At 36.1% G+C, this 22,002-nt stretch carries 17 protein-coding genes and 2 pseudogenes; 12 read left to right on the plus strand and 7 right to left on the minus strand.

The annotated features are described in order from the left end of the window. Positions 1–153 precede the first annotated feature (153 nt). From FK004_RS09875 to FK004_RS19690, 5 genes and pseudogenes are all read left to right on the plus strand, one after another. Complete coding sequence (locus FK004_RS09875) at positions 154–495, plus strand: cupin domain-containing protein (protein WP_108737119.1); 342 nt, start codon at positions 154–156, stop codon at positions 493–495. Positions 496–869: 374 nt separating this feature from the next. Then, positions 870–2,044 (plus strand): IS3 family transposase gene (locus FK004_RS09880; protein WP_420358875.1). Its coding sequence is split into 2 segments (ribosomal slippage): positions 870–1,137 and positions 1,137–2,044, totalling 1,176 coding nucleotides; the frame shifts between segments, so codons are not numbered across the junction. A 184-nt stretch (positions 2,045–2,228) separates the two neighbouring features. Then, positions 2,229–2,516 carry a hypothetical protein gene (locus FK004_RS09885; protein ID WP_108737120.1) on the plus strand — a complete coding sequence of 96 codons (288 nt, stop codon included), beginning with the start codon at positions 2,229–2,231 and terminating at the stop codon, positions 2,514–2,516. A gap of 17 nt (positions 2,517–2,533) precedes the next feature. Then, positions 2,534–2,728 (plus strand): RteC domain-containing protein, encoded by a 195-nt coding sequence (locus tag FK004_RS19685; protein ID WP_420358897.1) that lies wholly within the window; start codon positions 2,534–2,536, stop codon positions 2,726–2,728. After that, positions 2,727–2,828, plus strand: a pseudogene (locus FK004_RS19690) (RteC domain-containing protein); the annotation flags it as partial. The gene FK004_RS19685 and the pseudogene FK004_RS19690, both read left to right, overlap by 2 nt. Positions 2,829–2,934: 106 nt before the next feature. Here the strand turns inward: FK004_RS19690 and FK004_RS19430 are convergent. Next, positions 2,935–3,284 (minus strand): annotated as a pseudogene (locus FK004_RS19430) (conjugal transfer protein TraG); the annotation flags it as partial. A 723-nt stretch (positions 3,285–4,007) separates the two neighbouring features. On the opposite strand from FK004_RS19430, the gene FK004_RS09905 reads away from it, so the two are divergent. The 3 genes from FK004_RS09905 (at position 4,008) to FK004_RS09915 (ending at position 9,411) form a co-directional block, all read left to right on the plus strand. Continuing rightward, the gene (locus tag FK004_RS09905; protein ID WP_108735890.1) at positions 4,008–4,832 is read left to right on the plus strand and encodes an IS5 family transposase; all 825 of its coding nucleotides are present in this window, start codon (positions 4,008–4,010) and stop codon (positions 4,830–4,832) included. A gap of 219 nt (positions 4,833–5,051) precedes the next feature. After that, positions 5,052–8,906, plus strand: coding sequence for a DUF7149 domain-containing protein (locus FK004_RS09910; RefSeq protein ID WP_108737122.1), 3,855 nt, complete (start codon positions 5,052–5,054; stop codon positions 8,904–8,906). After that, a complete protein-coding gene (locus FK004_RS09915; RefSeq protein WP_108737123.1) occupies positions 8,893–9,411 on the plus strand; it encodes an AAA family ATPase in 519 nt (172 codons plus the stop codon). Before FK004_RS09910 ends, FK004_RS09915 begins: the two co-directional genes overlap by 14 nt. Positions 9,412–9,550: 139 nt before the next feature. Here FK004_RS09915 and istB read toward each other — a convergent pair whose 3' ends face one another. The 5 genes from istB to mnmE form a co-directional block, all read right to left on the minus strand. Next, positions 9,551–10,288, minus strand: a complete 738-nt coding sequence (gene istB / locus FK004_RS09920) for an IS21-like element helper ATPase IstB (RefSeq protein ID WP_108736446.1) — start codon at positions 10,286–10,288, stop codon at positions 9,551–9,553. A gap of 16 nt (positions 10,289–10,304) precedes the next feature. Then, entirely contained in the window at positions 10,305–11,852 is a 1,548-nt protein-coding gene (gene istA, locus FK004_RS09925) for an IS21 family transposase (RefSeq protein WP_108735486.1), read from the minus strand. 151 nt (positions 11,853–12,003) lie between these two features. Next, a complete protein-coding gene (locus FK004_RS09930) occupies positions 12,004–12,963 on the minus strand; it encodes a tyrosine-type recombinase/integrase (protein WP_227871579.1) in 960 nt (319 codons plus the stop codon). Further along, positions 12,960–13,523, minus strand: coding sequence for a helix-turn-helix domain-containing protein (locus FK004_RS09935; protein ID WP_227871580.1), 564 nt, complete (start codon positions 13,521–13,523; stop codon positions 12,960–12,962). Before FK004_RS09935 ends, FK004_RS09930 begins: the two co-directional genes overlap by 4 nt. Positions 13,524–13,755: 232 nt before the next feature. Beyond that, positions 13,756–15,153 (minus strand): tRNA uridine-5-carboxymethylaminomethyl(34) synthesis GTPase MnmE, encoded by a 1,398-nt coding sequence (gene mnmE, locus FK004_RS09940; RefSeq protein WP_108737125.1) that lies wholly within the window; start codon positions 15,151–15,153, stop codon positions 13,756–13,758. Positions 15,154–15,353: 200 nt separating this feature from the next. Between mnmE and FK004_RS09945 the strand changes: the two genes are divergently transcribed. The 4 genes from FK004_RS09945 to FK004_RS09965 all read left to right on the plus strand — a co-directional run bounded on the left by FK004_RS09945 (position 15,354) and on the right by FK004_RS09965 (position 20,729). After that, positions 15,354–16,193, plus strand: coding sequence for a universal stress protein (locus FK004_RS09945; RefSeq protein ID WP_108737126.1), 840 nt, complete (start codon positions 15,354–15,356; stop codon positions 16,191–16,193). 280 nt (positions 16,194–16,473) lie between these two features. Continuing rightward, positions 16,474–18,243 (plus strand): MutS-related protein, encoded by a 1,770-nt coding sequence (locus FK004_RS09955; RefSeq protein WP_108737128.1) that lies wholly within the window; start codon positions 16,474–16,476, stop codon positions 18,241–18,243. 97 nt (positions 18,244–18,340) lie between these two features. Further along, positions 18,341–19,177 (plus strand): alpha/beta fold hydrolase, encoded by an 837-nt coding sequence (locus FK004_RS09960; protein WP_108737129.1) that lies wholly within the window; start codon positions 18,341–18,343, stop codon positions 19,175–19,177. Positions 19,178–19,358: 181 nt separating this feature from the next. After that, complete coding sequence (locus FK004_RS09965) at positions 19,359–20,729, plus strand: NAD-dependent succinate-semialdehyde dehydrogenase (RefSeq protein WP_108737130.1); 1,371 nt, start codon at positions 19,359–19,361, stop codon at positions 20,727–20,729. 87 nt (positions 20,730–20,816) lie between these two features. On the opposite strand, the gene dnaN is transcribed toward FK004_RS09965, so the two are convergent. Continuing rightward, positions 20,817–21,935: a DNA polymerase III subunit beta gene (gene dnaN, locus FK004_RS09970; RefSeq protein WP_108737131.1), complete on the minus strand. Its 1,119-nt coding sequence runs from the start codon at positions 21,933–21,935 to the stop codon at positions 20,817–20,819. Positions 21,936–22,002 lie beyond the last annotated feature (67 nt).

The following is a 22,002-nucleotide window of genomic DNA, read 5'->3' on the forward strand; positions in this document are numbered from 1 at the left end:
CATCTTTTTCAGCCTATATTAGTGCGGAACACTGGTGTCTTTTCGTCGGAATCTATTTGGAATTATACCTGTGTGAAATATTAGTAAAGATGTACATTCGTCATTATATTTAAAACAATTAATTACAACATATGATCTTATTAAGATTAAACTATGGCAATAAAAAGCACAAAGAATTCGGAGCATTATATTTGGGGAGATAACTGTGACGGTTGGCACTTACTTAAATCGGATTCATTAAGTATAATTCAAGAAAAGATGCCTGCTCATACTAGTGAAGGGTTACACTTTCATAGCATTGCGCAACAATTTTTTTTTATTTTAAAAGGTATAGCAACTTTTCAAATCGAAGGAGAGGTCTTTGAGGTGAATGAGAATAAAGGCTTTCATATTCTCCCCAATCAAAAACATCAAATATTCAATCACTCCGAATTAACATTGGAATTTTTAGTTATTTCAGAGCCAAAATCACATGGAGATAGAACAAATTTATAAATCGTAGAATCCTAATATGTTGTGATTCTGGAAAAACCGGTCAATTTGACCACCTAATTCCGGAGCAAATTGACCACCAAGTTTTGTGGTTAATTAACTATTGATTTTTTCATTTTGTTAGAACCTCACATTCGTTAAAAATATACGGATTATGGCAAACAAAATAACAGACATGAGTAAAATTAGAAAAGTAATTAAATTCTATTGTGATGGAAAGAGTAAGTTGTTTATAAGTAGCTACTTATCCCTTTCAAGAAATACGATAAAGAAATATATATCTTATTTGAAGTTCTCGGATCAAGCTTTGAATTAATCGACTGGACATGCTAACTTAGCCTGCATTGAAAGTTAAGAAATAATCTTAATTTTAATCTATGAAACAAGTCCGCAAAATTTACGACAAGGCTTTTAAGGAAAAAGCCGTTGAATTGAGTTATGATAGAACAAATGTATCAGAACTTGCCAGGGAGTTAGGAATAACAGCCCCCCAGCTTTATAAATGGCGTAAAGAACTCCAGGAATTTGGAGAAGGAAGTTTTCCTGGAAAAGGAAATTTAAAACTAACTCCCGAGCAAGAAAAAATCCATGAACTGGAGAAAAAACTCAAAGATGCAGAGTTAGAACGTGACATATTAAAAAAAGCAATCGGCATTTTTTCCAAGAACGGTCGATGATTTATAGTTTCATTAAAAACAATGAACAGCTATTCCCGATTGAAAAAATGTGCAGAGTTCTACAAGTAAGCAATGGAAGTTATTACCGATGGAAAAAACAAATAAATACTGCAAGACAGCAACTAAAAAGCGCCATAAAAAAACAGATAGCATTGATTTATTTTCAAACCAAGCAACGATACGGGAGTCCTAGAATAACATTAGAACTTCGAAGCATTGGTTATAAAATTTCAAGAGTTACAGTTGCAAAGTATATGAAAGAACTTGGCTTGCGAAGTAAATTAAGCAAGAAGTTTAAAGTAACAACCAACTCTAGTCACAATTATTTAGTTGTCGAAAATGTATTAAACAGAGAGTTTACTGTAAAAATGCCATCAAAGGTTTGGGTTTCAGATATTACATACATCCAAACTAAAGAGGGATTTGTATACCTGACCACTATTATGGATTTATACGACAGAAAAATTATAGGCTGGAGTTTGAGCAACGCAATGAGCACTGAGCAAACGACACTTGGAGCTTGGAAAATGGCAATTAAAAACCGAGATCTTAAAAATGGTTTGATTTTTCATTCCGACAGAGGTGTCCAATATGCCAGTAAAAAGTTTGTAAATGTTCTTGATTCCTATAAAAAAATAACTCGCAGTATGAGCCGTAAAGGAAATTGCTGGGATAATGCTGTAGCCGAAAGTTTCTTCAAATCTTTGAAAACGGAATTGATTTATGGCAACAAACTCATTTCTAAAGAACAAATGAAACTGGAAATCTTTGAATACATTGAAATTTGGTACAACAGAAAAAGAAGGCATTCTGCTTTAAATTATGCAACTATTGAAGAATTCAACAATCAAATTAATTACAAAAATGTAGCTTAACTTACTGTGCAATTTTTGTTTGCATATCCAGACCATCTTAAGTTATATTTCAAGTGAAATAATATAAAAAAAACACGATTTAAGTATAATTGTGTAATAGAGTTTATTAAATTTCGTTTTTAAATAAATTAATAACATAATGAGATATTTCGCCATTGCATTATGTACTTACTTAAAATAATTTATGAGACGATATTTAGAATTAAGTTTCTTCGCCTTTATTTCTCCAAATAGTAAAGCAAATTTATCCCCCCAAAAATTACATACTGCTTACGAAGAATTTGTTGAAGTGATATTCGGAGATAGCGAAACTGAATGCAACATTACCTGCTACTATAACCGATTAATTTATACCCGTGTTGAGCTTGAGAGTATTCAGGCTAATCTACAGATTGGGTCGAAAAAAAATGCACTAATTGGACCTTACCTGTCAAAAGCTGTAGCGATTATTGATGCACAATTAAACTATTAAAGTGGAAAAAGCCATGTATCAATAATTGTACAAAAACTGTTCAACCGCAGCATCGGAAGCAAGGAATTAATTGGACCGGAACAATTACGGATCTGGTCGAATTTGCCTATGCTGCTTTGGAATCAAAAGTATTCAATGATGGAGATGTCGAAATCAAAGAGCTTATACAAGACCTTTGCAGCAAATTCAATATAAGTCAAAGACTGCTATAGGACGTTTATTGACATTCGTCGAAGGACAGGCAGCAGAACATTGTTTTTAGATAAAATGACGGAAAAGATAAATGCAAGAATGAATCAGAGGGATGAGTAAAAATTACTAAAGCGTGTAAATTGATAAGAGAGCTACTTATTACAATCATATCATTTGATAATGAATTTATGTTCCTTTAAGGTGTTGCATTTGCATATTGATAATTTTAGTTACCTCTTATTTTGTTTCTTTTGTAATTCTTATCAATTTCATTTTGCATTTTATCCATTCCTTCATCATCAATAAAATTGGTAATTGCCAGAATAGGTTGGTACTGTTGTACTTCTTTAGTGATTGATTGATTGTTCAGTACAATTTCCGAGTGAAATATTTTTTGATGGATTCGTTAATCAAAATTATCAGAAACAGCACCTACAAAAAAGCCTTGGTTAAGGTTGCTAATTTTCGAAGGAGGTATTAAGGTATCTATTTGGTGCTGATAGAGGTGGACTTATCGTTGCGGTTGATACTCATCGTTTGTCTTTTTTGCAGTATTTTGCCAAAGCGCTCGGATAAGTGTCATCCTTGCACAGATAGGAGCCGAACCTTGAATCCTGGTTTTTTGTGTCTTTAGGTAAAAAAGTACCCCGAATGTAGTGCTTACTGTTTTCATATCTCAAAAATTTAATGTTTCAGATCATTTGCACATTAAAATGGGTTCCGATAGTGCTCGCTTTTAAGATGGATACGCGCAGCACTGTTCAAGGAAGCATCAAATGTTGAAAATTTGGCACATTTGACTGAATTTTAGTATGTTAAATTGATTTTTGGAACCTAAAGATAAAAAAGAAAAAGTATAGCCGAATAGGTCCCATTTTCTTTGATATAACTTGAACAACTTTTAAGTGGAATAAAAAGAAAAACCCCTTAAATCATACGATTTAAGGGGTTTTGATTGCCTTTGTAAGGCTCTTTAGTCGGGGTGGCAGGACGACCTACCTATTCCTTAATTCGTTGATTTTATTAGTGTTTCAAGGTGTTCACTCCAAAAGGGGTAGCCGAATAGGTCTCATATTTAATGAGTTACCATGGAGCCCTTTGTAGCCTTGATCAATTTAACCGCAGTCAGTCAATGTACTTTTATAAATGTAAATATATGAATTATTAATTGGGAGTCAAATTTATTTAATGTTTGTTGAGTAATATTTAATTATGAAGTGATTTAAACTTTTTTTAGAATTAAAAAAGGGTTGTCGATATTTGTGTCGCTAAACATACAATTATCAAAACCAACCCTTTATGTACAGTGTACTTGACAAAGATACAATAGAATTGGAAATTGTTGCATATATACCTAAAGCCCGTCGTGGATTTCCTGTAACAGTTCCATTATCAGAAGTGATAAATGCTATACTCTACAAACTTAAAACGGGCCTTCAATGGCATCAGCTACCCATTAGGGCTCTTTTTGAAAATAAGGTTATAAGTTGGCAATCTGTTTACTATCACTATCGCAAGTGGAGTCTTTGCGGTTTCTGGAAAGCTTGTTGGATTAAATTCCTTAGCCGTCATCACTCAAAACTTGACCTTTCCAGTGTGGATTTGGACGGAAGCCATACTCCTGCTATCCGAGGCGGTGAACAGGTTGACTATCAAGGTCGGAAGAAGCGAAAAACAACTAATTCACTCTATCTAACCGATAGGCAAGGCTTGCCATTAGCAATGTCAGAACCTCTTGCGGGAAACCACAACGACCTGTATAATATTGAGGTTCAGTTTGAAGACATTACAGCAACATTAGAACAAGCCAATATTTCTGTAGATGGATTGTTCCTCAATGCAGACGCAGGTTTTGACTCTAAAGACTTAAGAAAAGCATGTTCAGATAAGAACATTCAAGCTAATATCTGTTTTAACAAACGTAACGGTCATAGTGAGAGGGATGAATATTTTGATGAGCAACTCTATAAGCAGAGATATACAATCGAACGCACAAATGCCTGGTTAGATGGGTTTAGGTCAATCTTAAATAGATATGACACAACAACTGAATCTTGGAAAGGATTCAATTATATAGCATTTATAGTAATAGCATCAAAAAAATTTAAAAAGGAAAAAGTTTAAACCACTTCTATAAAAAAAAGGATGCAATATTTAAGCAAGTAGAGGAATTTATTATTTTTTAGAAGATACTCCACTTCAAAAAATATACTCTGTTTTTGATAGAAACAGATGTTTTTGGTTATTTTTGAATAAAATTCAATGATGTTTCAGAATTTAAAGACTTTCTGAAAAAATATCGTCTGAATAACCAATTTTTTAAAACGCTGGATAATTCCATATATGAACTTAACGTTAAATAGTCCTAAAAAATCACTCAATAAAGCTTACCTGAAAGAAAAGGTAAGTCGTTCTGATATAGAGGATTTCAAAAGAAATCTTGAATTATTATTTGAAAGAATTAATGAAAATGAGTCTGAGGAACATTTAAAGAATGTTCTAGCAGTATTTTTGAATGATACTTGGTATAAGAATCAAAATGAAATAAATACAAAAGGTCGAAGCGACCTTGCAATTTATAATGGGAGAACTAGTAAAGATAGTGTTGGCGTAATATTTGAAGTAAAACATCCGAATAATAAATCGGAGATGATAAACACTTCCCGATTTAACGTTAAGGCATTTCATGAACTTATTTTATATTATCTTAGAGAAAGAGTAGATCATAATAATTTAGATATTAAGTATTTAGTTGTAACGAACATTTATGAATGGTTTATTTTTGATGAGAATTGGTTCGAAATCAATATTTACCGGAATCCAAAACTTAGAAAGGAGTATGAAAACTGGAAACTTAGTGGAAAGGATACTCGCTCATTCTATGAGGGCTACGCAAAAGATCATCTAAGCACTATTACTGAAAATATAGATTGCACTTATTTTGATTTAAGGAATTTTAAAGATTCATCTTCTAAAAATTCAAAATTAAATGATAAAAACTTAATTCCTCTATATAAGGTTTTATCGCCAACAAACCTGTTAAAACAAGCGTTTGCGAATGATAGTAATTCGCTTGACAAGAAATTCTATTCTGAATTGTTATATATCATTGGACTTGAAGAAAAAAAAGTTGGTGGTAGGAAAATAATTCAACGTAGTTCTAATCCATCCTATGCAACATTAATAGAAAATACTATCCTACAGTTAGAGGAAAGGGATTGCATAAGAAAACTGGACACCCCTTCTAATTACGGAATAAATATTACAGAGCAACTTTATAATGTTGCATTAGAACTTACTATTACGTGGATTAATAGAATTCTGTTCATCAAGCTACTAGAGGCACAGCTTTTTAAATATCACCATAAGCAAGAAGAGTATAAATTTTTGAATAGTAATCTGGTACATGATTATAATGATTTAAACACCCTCTTTTTTCAGGTTTTGGCGGAACGAAAAGCAACTCGACGATCACATTTAGTAGAAAAATTCCAAAAAGTTCCGTATCTTAATAGTACATTATTCGAGCGCACTGATTTAGAAATACACACATTTGATATTAGCTCACTATCCAATAGTGAACTACTTTCTTTATTGCCGGCAACTGTATTAAAAGATAATAAGGGGTCTAAAAAAACAGGTCAACTGCCACCTTTGCAATATCTTTTTGAATTTCTAGATTCATACGATTTTACTTCTGAAGGGTCAGAGGAAATACAAGAAGAAAACAAGAATCTGATTAATGCATCTGTATTAGGGTTAATCTTCGAAAAGATCAATGGATTCAAAGATGGCTCATTCTTTACTCCAGGAACTGTCACTATGTTTATTTGCACAAAGACGATAAGAAATGCAGTGATTAAAAAATTTAATGAAGAATATGAATTAGATTGTAACTCTTTCGAGGATTTGAAAAACTTCATTTCCTCAAAATATAAAGCTCAGGATATCCTAAGCTTTAATCAGGCAATTAATAAACTTAAAATTTGTGATCCGGCTGTTGGGTCAGGCCATTTCTTAGTATCTGCATTAAATGAGATTATTGCTATTAAAGCGGATCTTGGGATTCTAGCAGACTCAAATGGAGTAAGACTTACTGGATATGATGTGAAGATTGAAAACGATGAACTTATTATTACATACAATGATAACACAGACATCTTCGAATACAAAGTGACTAATAATTCTGTGCACAATGAAACACAAAGAGTACAAAAAACATTATTTCATGAGAAGCAAAACATAATTGAAAACTGTCTTTTTGGGGTTGATATAAATCCCAGCTCTGTTAAGATATGTCGTTTAAGGTTATGGATCGAGTTGCTTAAGAATACATACTATTTAGAAGATACGCAATTCAGTGAGTTAGAAACACTTCCTAATATCGATATAAATATTAAGTGCGGAAATTCATTGATTAATCGATTACCTCTTAATGAAGAATTGGATACAGCTTTACAAGGTAAGTATTCTCTTGTTGATTATAGAGAAGCATTCCACAAGTACTATCATGCAGAAGGAAAGGAGGAGAAACGTACTATAGAAAAAATTATTGAAGTAGTAAAAGGAGATTATACGTCGCAAATTTATAACCGAGATCCACGGTTTAAGGATCTTTCTAAGTTACGGGGTAAAAGATTAAACCTGGAAAATTCAGTAAAAATTGGTGACCTATTTGCAAAATCAAAAAAATCTGATATTCAAGGTAAATTGTTATCTTTTCAAAAAGCTATTGACAAAATTACATCGGAAATAGAAGACGTTAGAAATAATAAAGTATATCAAAATGCATTTGAATGGAGAATTGAATTTCCTGATGTATTAAAGGATAATGGTTCGTTTGAGGGATTTGATGTATTAATTGGAAATCCCCCTTATATGTTTGGTGGAAATGAGGGAATAGCTTCCATTGATAAGCGCTTTTACAAAGAGCAATATCTAACGGGAGGCGGCAAAATTAATTTATTTACATTATTTATAGAACGAGCTTTCAACTTATTGAGGCCTAATGGGGATTTTTCATTTATAATACCCAATACGTTTTTACGTGTGACCTCATACAATGAATCTCGAAAGCTTCTAATTGATAATTACAAAATAGATACAATTGTTGATTTAGGAGATGCTGTGTTTGACGATGCTGTTACAACAGCAGTAGTAATCGTGGCAGAAAAAGAAGTTGCGTTGGAAGATCATAAAATCGTAATAAGTGATAAGGATAGAAAAAATACAAACACTATCAACCAACAGGCACTCAAAGATAGAAATTACGTCATAGCTACAAATATCAACGAGGAAAAAGACATTCTTATTAATAAGATAGAACAAAATAGTATTCCCTTAGGCTCAATATGTGCTGAAATGATATTTGGAATTGTTATTACTAAAAATAAGGATGAAGTAATTAGCGACAGGCCAAGATCAGGTTGGAAACCCTTTTTGGAAGGAAAAGACATTGCAGCTTATTCAATTAAATCCATAAATAAATTCATAAATTACGACGCTGGTCTGCTCCATCGAGCAAGAACTAAAGAAATTTTCGAACAACCTGAAAAAATTCTGTTACAACGTATAACTGGCGGTAGTCGTCCCTTGAAAGCTGCATATGATAATATGCAGTATTATAATAAAGAATCTATTAATAACATTATCCTAAAAAATAACTATGATTATTCTTATAAGTACATTTTAGGACTATTGAATTCTAAATTAATAAACTGGTATTACAGTAATATGTTTACTAATGAGTCCAGATTGACTGTTAATCTATCAAAGGAATATCTGTCACAGATTCCAATACCAGTTGCTGACAAAGTTGCACAAGTTCCATTTATAATTCTTGTTGATTATATTTTGGCACTATCTGGGGATCTTTCAGCAGTAACTATAGATGATTTCGTACCAAATACCTTTCTTATAACGATTTTTGAAGAGATTCTCGATGCAATCATATTTGAATTAGTATTTAAAAAAGATTTTTTGGATGCTGAGATCAAATTGAGTGAATATATTTTATCTGATTTTAAACCCATTACTCAAAAATTATCTTTTGAAGAACAAAAAGTAATAATTTTTGAGGCATACCAAATGTTTCGACGAAAAGATAGTCTGATACGAAATAACCTGAAATTAATGGATTTACGATTATCAGAGATTGTAATGCCTATAAAAAAAATTAGCTATAATGAATCAGCTTAATAGAATTATCTTAAATAATTTCAAGTTTTTCCATGGTCAAACGGTAATTGATATTAATTCAAAAAATTTAATTATCTATGGAGAAAACGGAAGCGGTAAAAGTTCATTATACTGGGCACTGTATACTTTTCTTCATAGTGTATATAAACCAGATGACACTGATATTCAGAAGTATTTCGACCCAACAAATGACCAAAATCTTATAAATAGCTTTATAAAGACTGGCGAAGAAAGTTCTATAGTCGTTGAATTTGAGGATCAGACGAAAACTATCACTCAAAAAACACTTTCTTATCGAGTATTAAACACAAAAGCAGGTGATTTAGTAAGAGAAGCAGCTCATTCAAGCGATTTTGTTAACTACAGGATTCTTTCTCGATTATATGATTTTAGTAATCGAGAGCAAATTGACCTTTTCTCCCTTTTTGAACGAGAAATTTTAATGTTTATCAATTTTCCTGTTGAACTGTCCCCTGGGATTAGCTGCAAATTCCGGTTATATTGATCACCCCATTCCGTTTTAAAGTGAGCACCTGATTCCAGTTCAAAATGACCACCTAATTCCGGTGCAAAGTGAGCACCTCCGTTTTGATTAAAAACTATATTTTTTCATCTGTTAATTAGTATTCAAATATAATAAAATATCACTCTTTGTTTATTCCTCTTTTCTTTCTCATGGATTCTCCATGTAATTCAAGCCTATGAGATTGGTGTATAAGTCTGTCTAATATTGCATCGGCTATCGTTTTTTCTCCAATTATATCATACCAGCCTTGAACTGGTATTTGTGATGTCACGATTATAGAGCCGTTATTATGCCTGTCCTCTATGATCTCTAAAAGAGTAATTCGGTTATGGCTGTCAAGTGCCTGGAGTCCAAAATCATCAAGTATTATAACATCCTGTCTTTGTATTTTGGTAAGTTCCCGTAGATAAGTACCATCTGCTTTAGCCATTTTTAGTCTAGCGAACAATTTTAAGGTATTAAAATAACTTACCTTAAAACCCTGTATACAGGCTTGATAACCTAATGCAGTACCTAAATAACTTTTACCGACACCGGTGCTTCCAGTGATTAAAATGTTTTCGTTTTTCTCTATAAATTCGCATTCTGCCAGACGCAGTACCATGTTTCGGTCCAGGTTACGTGATACATCAAAATTGATACTTTCAATATTTGATTTGTAATGGAATTTGGCATTAGTGATACTTCGTTCAATACGACGATTGTACCTTTCATCCCATTCTGCATCAATAATCATCGATACAAACTGGTCAAGGGTATAATGATCTGTTTTCCCGCTTTCAATGGCTGTTTTAAAAGCATTAAACATGCCATAAAGCTTCATTTGTTTCATTTTGGTTACTGTGGATTCATTCATTTTTTCAAGATTTAATTTAGTTATAATAGTGTTTTCCTCTTATGTTACTGTGATCGGGAAGTTCCTGCTCAGGTTCTTGATCAAAATCAATATGATCCAAGTTGTTTTCTAAAATGTTTTGTATGGTCTTAAAATTGTAAATTTTAAAATCAAGTGCCCGCCTGCAGGCATTTATTAATCGCTGTCTGCCTACCTTTTTTTCAAAATTCAGTATTCCTAAACAGCTTTTATAAGCCTGTTCTGGATGATTTCTGCTTTCGATTATCTGCATTATATATTCTCCTACTGACTCATCAATATTATTAGCCCATTCAATGAAGCGGGCAGCACTCCATTGGGCTACAAATTGATGTGTACTGGCTAAATGCTCAGGAGTTGTTGTATAGACATAAGGTTTGTAGTTTCTTGGATGTACAGCTATTCGATTGTATTTATAATAAATCTCTACTGTTGATTTGGTATATAACAGCTTGGCTTTCTTCTTTACATATTGATACGGAACGCTGTAATAGTTTTTGTCCTGGCTTAATTGAACATGACCGTTTTGCATTACTGTTGCAAAAGACTGGTATTTAATTTCAAAACGATCTTGTGGGAGTGGACGCAGTTTTTCTTTCTCGTCTTCTAAAAATAATTCAAAGCGGGAATAAGGGCGTCCTGTCAGTTTTCTGTTATTGTGAGAGTCAAGTAAATCCCAGATCTGCTGGTTTAATTCTTCCAGAGAAAAGAACTTAGTTTCTTTTATGGTTACATAAATCCTTCGATATAATATCTTAACAGCTCCTTCAACTAGTGACTTGTCTCTGGGCCTGTAAGCTCTGGCAGGTAAAATTGTGGTTTCGTAATGTTCTGCTAAATCAGCCAGGGTTTCATTGATTGTCGGTTCAAAACGACTGCTTTTTATTACGGCAGATTTTAAATTATCTGGAACAATGGCGGCAGGAGTGCCTTCAAAAAAGCGCATGGCATTTTCTACCGAGTCAACAAAGTTTTCCTTTTGCTGGCTCATGGAAGCTTCAGCATACGTGTATTGGCTAGCGCCCAATATTGCTACAAAAAATTGTACTTCTTTGACTTCTCCAGTATCTATATCAATAATTGAGAGTGTCTTTCCGGCATAATCAACATACATTTTATCACCAGCCTTATGGTTCATATGCATGACCGGATTAACTCGTTTGCCCCATATATTGTAATGATAATGAAATTGTGAAGTTCGATAACCATCAGGATTTACAGCAATATATTGTTCCCACATATGCTGTACGGTAACGCCAACTTTTTTTAGTTCACGTTCCATTTTAGGAAAAAAATCATAAAGTGTCTGTAATCTCGGGCTAATGGCCTCTACACTAGTCTGGGAGAATAAAAGTTCCAGCTCTGCATCGGTTTTTTGGTCGATTAATTCAAAGCTTAATTCGAGAACTTCAAATAAAGAAATATATTTCTTTACCGTATTTCTTGAAAGGGATAAGTAGCTACTTATAAATAACTTACTCTTTCCATTACAATAGAATTTAATTACTTTTCTAATTTTACTCATGTCTGTTATTTTGTTTGCCATAATCCGTAAATTTTTAACGAATGTATGGTTCTAACAACATGAAAAAATCAATAGTTTTTAATACTTAATTCACCACAAAACTTGGTGGTCAATTTGCTCCGGAATTAGGTGGTCAGTTTGCTCCGGAACGGGTGGTCAATTTACTCCGGAATTAGGTGGTCAAATTGACCGGTTTTTCCATCATACGATCAAAATCCCATTTTTTTAAATTTAAAAAGACTCTTCCAGGTTCCATTCTTCGTTCACCTAAGAATTCAAGCGCTTCCTCAGATATAGGTAGTGTGACTGGCCTATCAGTTTTCTGCTGTTTAAATCTTATATAATACCCTTCCTGTTTGCTGTATTGTACTTCTTCCCATGTTAGTTTTGATATATCAGAGTAGCGCATACCAGTGAGCAGAGAAAAAAGACTGACACGTTTTACTATTTCTTTTTCACAAGGGGTATTAAATAACCTTACCGCTTCTTCCATGGTTAGAAAATTCCTTTGAGACTCTTGTTCTTTTATACCTTCAACTGCAGCATTAACATCAGTTTGCAGTAATCCTTTTTTGTAAGCTTTTCGTAAGGTGGCCTTGATCTTATTAAAATAAGATAAGGCAGTGTTTTGAGCCAGAAACTGGTTTTTTTTTCTGAGGCATTTTGCCTTCAAGAGGTATGCTCTAAAGTCCTCAATAATTATCACGTCAATGTCCTGCATTAATATGTCCTCATTTTTTAAAAACATTTCAAAGTGAATAATTGCGTACTTCCAACTATCTGCAGTATTGCCAGTCCGGCTTTCTGCCGTATGCTTTAGATAATGTAGAAATGATTTTTTACCAACTTCCTTGAGATGAATGCGCTCGAGCTCAAATGGAGTATAAATCTGCTCCTTATTTACTTCATTAAACCTGTTTCCACGAATGATCTCAGCCTTGTATGAGTTCTCAGAATTTAAAGCTTTTTCAATAGCATTTTTTGGTCTTGCCACCAAAAATAAACTTAAATACTCCCTACGGTAAAGTTTATTAGTCTTAGGATTGTATATTGGAGGGAAAAAATCAAGATATAGTGTAATCTTACCACTTGGCAGTATCCTCTTTCTTAGCGTAACATTTATATTTTTCATCTTCCCACAGTATTAAAAATTATATCAATATCCTGTTTGGCAACACAGGTGAATTTTCCAACAGAATATTTCACTAAACCCTGCCGTTGAATCAATAGATAGAGCGCTCCTGAAGAAATATTATACTTCTGTTGAATTTCCGTTATAGTGTAGCAATTGTCAAAGCCAGGAAATTGCTGTCCAGTTTTCAAGGTTACATCCTGTACAGGAATTGCAAAAAAAGCTTCAAGATCGCACCTGCGGATAACAGTTCGTTTGCCAAACTTTGCAATGTCCAGCTGTCCATTGTTAACTAACCTGTAGAGCGTGCTTCTGCTGATTCCAAAAAGAATGGTTGCTTGAGTAATTTTTAAAAACTCAAGAGGCTTTATTTTTTCCAAGTCTGTGTTTAAAAGCTGAACGATCTCCGTATTGCTTTTTTCCACTTTTCCTTTGCGTACTAGTGATTTATAACCGCGACTGTTGCAAATGTGCGAACAATATCGTGTGCGCGTTGTTTTGGCTGTGAACTGTTTTTTGCAGTGCTCACAAATTCTGATAACCTCAATGTTAGAACTCATAATATGACTCGTTTTGTGTCCCATTGTGTCTATGTGTGTCTCTATGTGTCATAATTTCGCCAAAAAAATTCTCAATCATGAAAATTATTTTTGTGGTACAATAATGGTACAAAAAGGAGCAAACTATCTGTAAATAAAGCTAAATAAACAGAAAGAAGAATCCCAGTTAAAATGCCGTTTTATGACATTTTAACTGGGATTCTTTGTTTTATTTTATGATGTTTTGTAAAATCTATTTCCCGATACAGAAATTAGCAAAAATATTCCCCAGCAATTCGTCATTGGTTACCTGTCCTGTAATCTCTCCAAAGTGGTACAATGCCTGTCGGATATCGATTGCCATCAGGTCACTGGGCAGATTGATCTGCATGCCATAATTCACTTTTTGAATTTCCTCCAGGGCTTTCAGCAGGGAATCATAGTGACGTGTATTGGTCACAATCGTTTCATTATTGCGCAATGCTCCGGTATTGACAAAAGACAGCAATTGCTCTTTTAGTGTTTCCACTCCCTGATTGTCTTTGGCAGAGATCAGCAAAATTTCCGGAACCTGGTTTTTGATGCTTTCCTGTTGATTAGCATCCAATTTGTCCGCTTTATTTCCGATAATCACTAAAGGTTTTAACGGAAACTGGTTTTTGATTTTTCCAACTTCAGTCTGTAGTAGTTCCATAGAACTGCCATCGGCCATCAGTTGGAAGCTGTCTACGAGGTATACGACTACCTGAGCCTGTTCAATTTTTTCAAAGGTTTTGCGTATTCCGATGCTTTCCACCACATCCTGGGTTTCGCGTATTCCCGCAGTATCAATAAAACGAAATCCAATACCCTGTATCACCAGTTCATCTTCAATCGTATCGCGTGTTGTTCCGGCAATATCTGAAACGATCGCACGCTCCTCATTCAGTAAGGCATTCAGCAAAGTGGATTTTCCTACATTCGGTTCCCCTACAATAGCCACCGGAATACCATTTTTGATAACATTTCCAACAGCAAAAGAATCGATCAGGCGTTTTAGGACAAATTCTATCCGGTTCAGCAAATCAAAAAACTGGGTCCGATCGGCAAATTCGACATCTTCCTCAGCAAAATCAAGTTCCAATTCAATCAGGGAGGCAAAATTCAATAGTTCTTCCCGTAGCTTGGCAATCTCACTGCTAAAACCACCACGCATTTGTTGCATGGCAATTTGGTGTGAAGCCTCATTATCAGAAGCAATCAGGTCCGCTACCGCTTCTGCCTGGGAAAGATCGAGCTTCCCATTTAGGAAAGCGCGAAGGGTAAATTCTCCGGCGTTGGCCATACGGCAGCCTTTTCGTAGTAAGAGCTGTATGATTTGCTGCTGTATGAAAGTCGAGCCGTGGCAGGAAATTTCAACCGTATTTTCGCCCGTGTAGGAATTTGTTCCCTTAAATAAGGAAAGCAATACCTGATCGTATATTTTTCCATCGTCGACAATATGGCCGAGATGAAGTGTATGTGATTTTTGTTTGGTAATGTCTTTTCCGGAAACCGACTGGAATACCGTAGCTGCAATGCCAATCGCATCCGGTCCCGATAGCCGGAGTACTGCAATAGCTCCTGCTCCGGAAGGAGTAGCCAGCGCTACAATCGTATCTTGTAAAATCATCTTTTTCGATTAAGCTGCAAAGGTACAATTTTTACCACCAATCTGTGCCATCGTCTTCATTTACGAACCAGTACAGCGCTTTGAATCCGACAAAAAAATGTATAATATCTTGTTAATTGAACCATTTTAAAAATAACATTTGTAACTTTAGGGTAAGTTCCTAAGGGAAACAAATTGTAGATTAACCAAAAATCAACCGTATGAAACGTATTCTTTTTCCGACCGACTTTTCCGAAGTCTCTAACAATGCTTTTATTTATGCATTACAGATGGCTGATCACTTACAGGCGGAAGTTATTGTGCTCCATACCTATGAGCTTCCCTATTTTCAGGCCGATGGCATTCCGCTCAACCTGATGGAAGTCTATACCACGCTCGAAGAGCAGCATACCCATACTTTTAAAAAACACCTGGATGAACTGAACGATATTGCCAAGCAACACGAATTATTCCATGTACCGATACGCAATGTCCTCAAACAGGGGGAAGTCGTTTGGGCTATCAATGAAACCGTAAACACCGAAGCAATCGATTATGTAGTGATGGGAACCAAAGGCGCTTCCGGATGGAAAGAAACCTTTTTAGGCTCTACAACCGGATCTGTGATCACCGATACCAATGCGTATGTGTTGGGAATTCCTGAAAATTCCATTTACCATCCGATCAAAAACATTGTATTCACAACTAAATTTCGGGAGAAGGATATTAAGGCATTACACAAAGTGATTGAAATTGCTGATACTTTTGGCGCTACAATTCATTGTCTGTATGTTAAAACGTCAAAATCCGATGTTAAAGAGACTACGATTCAGGATTGGAAAATGCTGTTTAGTGGCAACAACGTCGATTTTCATATTGTAGAAAACGAACATGTCAAAGATGCTATCATGATCTTTTCGGAACTCAAGCAAATTGATATGATTGCCATGCTCACACAAAACAGGGGATTTTTTGAAGACCTGTTCCATCAGAGCCTGACCCAAACGATGTCTTATCATGCCAAAGTGCCGATATTGGCCATACAGGAAAGCCGACTGTAATCGTTTATTATTAAAAGATATAGAAATCCTGATACACATCAGGATTTTTTTTGGAGCAAATGATCTCGTTTTTTAGCACACTCGTCCCGCCATACGCTTGTATCTTTTGCCGTAGTAGTTTTTGGAACGATAAGGCATCCTGTGATCGGCCAAAAGGATACCGCTGCTGTCGGGGCTATACAATACACTTTTGTGATAGTAAAACATACACTGAATATGCTGATGACTACCAGCATTCGTTTATAAATTCTTACATTTGTTTTAGACCAAAAAGGAAATAATGCAAATTTACCAAACGAAAAAAGAGACGTTCCGCAATGAACTATCAGAAATTAATACCAAATACAATACAATAGGCTTTTTAAGGCTGCTGACTATAGTAGGCTTGATTGCCGGAATATACTACACAGTACAGACAGGTAATAATTATTACTTATTAGGTTCGGGAGGATGTTTCCTGGCTTTTATTGTACTGATGCGGATACACAACAAGCTGTCAATCCGCAAAAAAATAAAAACGGCTTTGCTGGAAATCAATACCGATGAAATGGCTTTTTTGAATAAAGAGAAAATACCCTTTGGAAATGGAATTGAATTTGAAGATTTAAGCCATCCTTATGCCTATGACCTGGATCTTTTTGGAAATCATTCCCTCTATCAGAATATCAACCGGACAGAAACATATAGTGGAAGCAGCAAATTGGCGGAGCTTTTGCTCAAAACAATTCCGGCAGATGAAATAGTGCACAACCAGGAGGCGATTCGGGAATTGGCATCAAAAATAGATTTCCGCCAGGATTTAGGCGCTTTGGGTAAAGTCTATAAAGATTCCAAATCACTGCACACAGCATTAGTAAATTGGAGCCGGATGCCAAACAAACCGCTATCCCGCTTGATCAATGTCATTTCGTATGTAACACCGGTTTTGCTTGTGGCTTTTTTAGTAGCTTACTTCACTACCGATAATCCTCTTTATGTTGAGTTTGTAATATATATATTCCTATTTAATACGACGTTGTTATTCAGCCAGTACAAGAGTATTCAACACGAAAATGCCTCGGCAGATCAGGTCGATAAAACGATTTTCCAATATGCACGCATTATAGAAAAAATAGAAGATCAAAATTTTCAGGCGACAAAACTCAAGGCACTGCAGCAGCAACTGGCGCAGGAAAACCAAAACGCCAGCCGTGACATGAATGAACTCGGGGAATTATTTTCCCGTATGGACTCCATTGCCAATCTGGTGAGTACGATGTTGTTTAATGGGACGTTTTTGTTTCATATCCATACGTTGCGTTACCTGCAGCAATGGCGTGCGAAAAAAGCAAAAAATATACCGCTATGGCTGGATGTTATAGGTGAAATGGAAACGCTGAGCAGCCTCGCGAACCTGAGCTATAACAATCCCGAATTTGCCTTTCCGGTTTTGAACAATGAGTATGTAGTGGAATTCAGTGATCTGTCTCATCCACTGCTTAATAAAGCAACACGGGTTGGGAACACGGTAGTTTTTGATCCAAAATTCATGATATTGACCGGATCCAACATGTCCGGGAAAAGTACCTTTTTACGCAGCCTTGGTATCAATATGGTCTTGGCCGGAATAGGATCGCCTGTATGTGCTACTGCGGCAAATGTACATCCATTACCAGTTTTGGTTTCCATGCGACTGTCCGACTCTTTGTCGGATAGCGAATCCTATTTCTTTGCAGAAATTAAAAGGCTCAAACTCATTATGGATAAATTAGAGGAACAAGTCTCTTTTGTATTGCTCGACGAGATATTAAGAGGAACCAACTCCGACGATAAACGCAGCGGAACAATTGGGGTAGTCCAGAAAATGATGGCAAAAAAAGCCATTGGAGCTATTGCAACCCACGATATTGAAGTATGTGAAACCACCCATCAATATCCGGAACAGCTTACCAACCAGTGTTTTGAAGTACAAATCGTAGACAATGAGCTCTTTTTTGATTATACCTTACGGGCGGGAATCTGCAAAAACAAAAGTGCTACTTTCCTGATGAATAAAATGGGAATTGTTTAACACTCAACGTGTTTTAAAATTTTCTTAATTGATTCGATACTATTTTTCTTATCGGTAACTTTAGTAAAAATTGCTAACCTTATAAAAAGAAAATTGTATGAAATTTATTAAAAGTGCACCAGATTCAGCCAAAGAAGTCAAGATTTATTACCAGGATATCGGATGCGGGAAATCGGTAATCTTTATTCATGGATGGCCTTCCAGCCACGAAATGTGGGAATACCAACTGGATACTCTTCCGGAACATAATATACGTGCTATTGCCTACGACAGAAGAGGGTTTGGTAAATCCGATCAGCCGTGGGGACCTTACGATTATGATACGCTGGCCCTTGATTTAAATTCCCTGCTCGAGGAACTTGATCTTAAAGATGTAACGCTTGTTGGTTTTTCTATGGGCGGTGGTGAAGTGGTCCGTTACCTATCCAAGTACAATACGGAAGGTCGCGTGACAAAAGCAGCACTGATCAGTTCTGTAGTGCCTTATCTGTTGCAAACATCGGATAACCCAACCGGAATCCCACAGGAAGAGTTTGATAAAATTGAAGAAGGAATCCGTAAGGATCGCCCTAAATTCCTGGCTGATTTTGCCAAGCAATTTTATGGCGTCTCTTTATTGAATTCCCCTGTAAGTGATGAATTCCTGAACTGGCACCAGTCGCTGACATTGATTTCCAATGGAAATGCAACAGTCAAAACAATGCATTCGTGGTCTCAAACTGACTTTAGGGCGGACCTGGCCAAAATATCAGTCCCAATTTTGATTGTACATGGTGACGCTGATAAAACGGTTCCTATAAAATCATCCAGTGACTTAACTGCTAAATACCTTCCACAAGCAGAATACCTGATCTATGAAGGTGCACCACACGGATTATTTTACACCGAAAAAGACCGACTGAATCAGGATTTACTGAATTTCATCAGCCGCTAATACTGAAACAAGAAGCCACATGCCCTACTAATGGAAATGTGGCTTTTTATTTTAAGGAAGTTTAACACAATGAATTCAAGGGTGTTAAACTTCTGCTATCTTTTATGGATTGGGTTTTATTCCCACGTTAGAAGCCGTAAATTTAGTAAAGAACCGATGTTTAACTTAAAAAAAATGAATTATGGCCATTGAAACCATTAATCCTTATACGAATAAATCAGTAAAGAAATTTGACGAACTGAGTGATGCAGCTCTTGAGAATAAAATAGCCCAAGCCGAAAAGGCCTTTGGGACATGGAAGACGACTCCGGTAAAGAGCCGTGCCGAACTACTGCATAAAGTAGCAGCGCTCATGTTAAAGAAGAAAGAACAATTAGCCGGGTTGATTACACTCGAGATGGGAAAATTAATTGCCCAAAGTGTGGGTGAAATTGAACTGAGTGCTTCCATATTTGAATATTATGCAAAAAATGCCGAAAAGTTTTTAGCCGATAAGCCTTTGGAAGTAGAAGAGGGAAGTGCATTCATCCGCTATAGCCCTATTGGGATTGTGCTGGGGGTAGAACCCTGGAATTACCCTTTCTACCAAATTGCCCGTATTGCTGCACCCAATATTGCTGCCGGAAATGTAATCGTGATCAAACATGCATCAAGTGTGCCACAATGCGCTCAGGCCATTCAGGAACTTTTTGATGAAGCTGGTGCCACAGCAGGAATTTATACAAATTTATTCATTTCGAGCAAAAAAGTAGCAGGTCTTGCGGCAGATACCCGAATCAAAGGACTTTCGCTTACCGGAAGTGAAGAAGCAGGTGCGAGCCTTGCGGAAGCTTCAGGTAAAAACCTGAAAAAGTCAGTATTGGAATTGGGCGGTAGTGATCCGTTTATCGTATTGGAAGATGCCGACCTTGAAAAAGCAGTAGCAATGGCTGTAGAAGGGCGAATGGGAAATATGGGGCAGGCCTGTACTGCTGCGAAGCGTATTATTGTAGTAGAAGAAATCGCCGATACTTTCCTTGAAAAATTCAAACAGCAGATTACAGGACTTAAGGTTGGAGATCCCGCTGATAAAACCACACAGGTTGGCCCTTTAAGTAGTGAAGGAGCCGCACAGCATCTGGACGAACAGGTACAAAAAAGTATCAAAGAAGGAGCTACGCTGGTAATGGGTGGTAAGCGTATTGACCGGGAAGGTGCTTTTTATGAGCCTTCTATACTGACCGATTTAAAGCCAGGCATGACAGCCTATCACGAAGAGTTGTTTGGGCCTGTAGCGTCTTTCTATCGTGTAAAAAATGAGGAAGAAGCCATTAAGCTTGCCAATGATTCACCATTCGGTTTGGGCGGGGCGGTATTCAGTAAAAATATTGACCGTGCTAAAAAAATTGCTGATCAGATTGATACCGGGATGGTCTATATTAATGAGCCAACCACTTCACAGCCGGATCTTCCTTTTGGAGGTACCAAACGTTCCGGATATGGACGCGAGTTATCCGGATTGGGAATCGAAGAATTTGTAAATAAAAAGCTGATTCGCGTTAGCGGAAAATAGTTCGATTACTACATAAAAACGTAAAGCCACAGTGTCTCAAAGATACTGCGGCTTTACTATATAAAAAAGGGTAGTTAATAGCGTAATTTAGTTGTTCAGCATTACTGGCATTACCAGCATCGTCACCGTTTCACCATCTTCAAGACCATCAACAGGGGTAAGAATACCCGCGCGGTTTGGTAATGACATTTCAAGCATGATATCATCAGACTGAAGGTTTGTCAGCATTTCGGTAAGGAAACGGGAATTGAATCCAATCTGCATATCGTCTCCCTGGTAATCACAGGTCAAACGTTCTTCGGCTTTGTTCGAATAATCGATATCTTCAGCAGAAATATTAAGTTCAGCTCCTGCAATTTTCAATCGGATCTGGTGTGTGGTTTTATTGGAAAAAATCGCCACACGACGTACAGAACTCAAAAACTGAGAACGCTCAATCATTAACTTGTTAGGGTTTTCTTTTGGGATAACCGCTTCATAGTTTGGATATTTACCATCAATAAGACGGCAGGTCAATGTATAATTGTCAAAAGAGAAGGTAGCATTGGAATCGTTATATTCGATTTTTACTTCCGCATCTGAACTTCCTAAAATCCCTTTCAGGATATTTAAAGGTTTTTTAGGCATGATAAAATCAGCTACTTGAGATGCTTTAACATCGGTACGCGCGTATTTTACCAATTTGTGCGCATCAGTAGCGACAAACGTGAGGCCTTCCGGAGAAAATTGAAAGAATACACCAGACATTACCGGGCGTAAATCATCATTACCGGCAGCAAAGATTGTTTTGCTGATAGCAGTGGCCAGTACATCCGAAGGCACAAGTGTAGTGGAAGGGTCTTCCAGGCTAACAGATTTTGGAAATTCATCACCAGGAGCATACGCCAAAGCATATTTACCCGAGTTAGAACTGATTTCTATAGTGCTGTTTTCTTCAACAGTGAATGTTAGGGGTTGTTCTGGAAAGGTTTTCAGGATTTCCAGGAGTAATTTGGCAGGAACAGCAACGCTTCCCTGACTGGAAGAATCGATCTCCAAAACCGCAGACATGGTTGTTTCAAGATCAGATGCTGACACAGTTAATGAATTGTTATCCAATTCAAATAGGAAATTATCCAATATAGGCAGCGTGTTACTGCTGTTGATAACACTGCCCAAAACTTGCAGTTGTTTTAGTAAATATGAACTCGATACTATAAACTTCATCTTCGTGTATGTTTTTTAAGCGTGTGTAAAATTCAATATAAATTTTACATTTTACAAATATATATTT

The sequence above is a fragment of the Flavobacterium kingsejongi genome (assembly GCF_003076475.1).
In the GTDB taxonomy this organism is placed as follows: Bacteria; Bacteroidota; Bacteroidia; order Flavobacteriales; family Flavobacteriaceae; genus Flavobacterium; species Flavobacterium kingsejongi.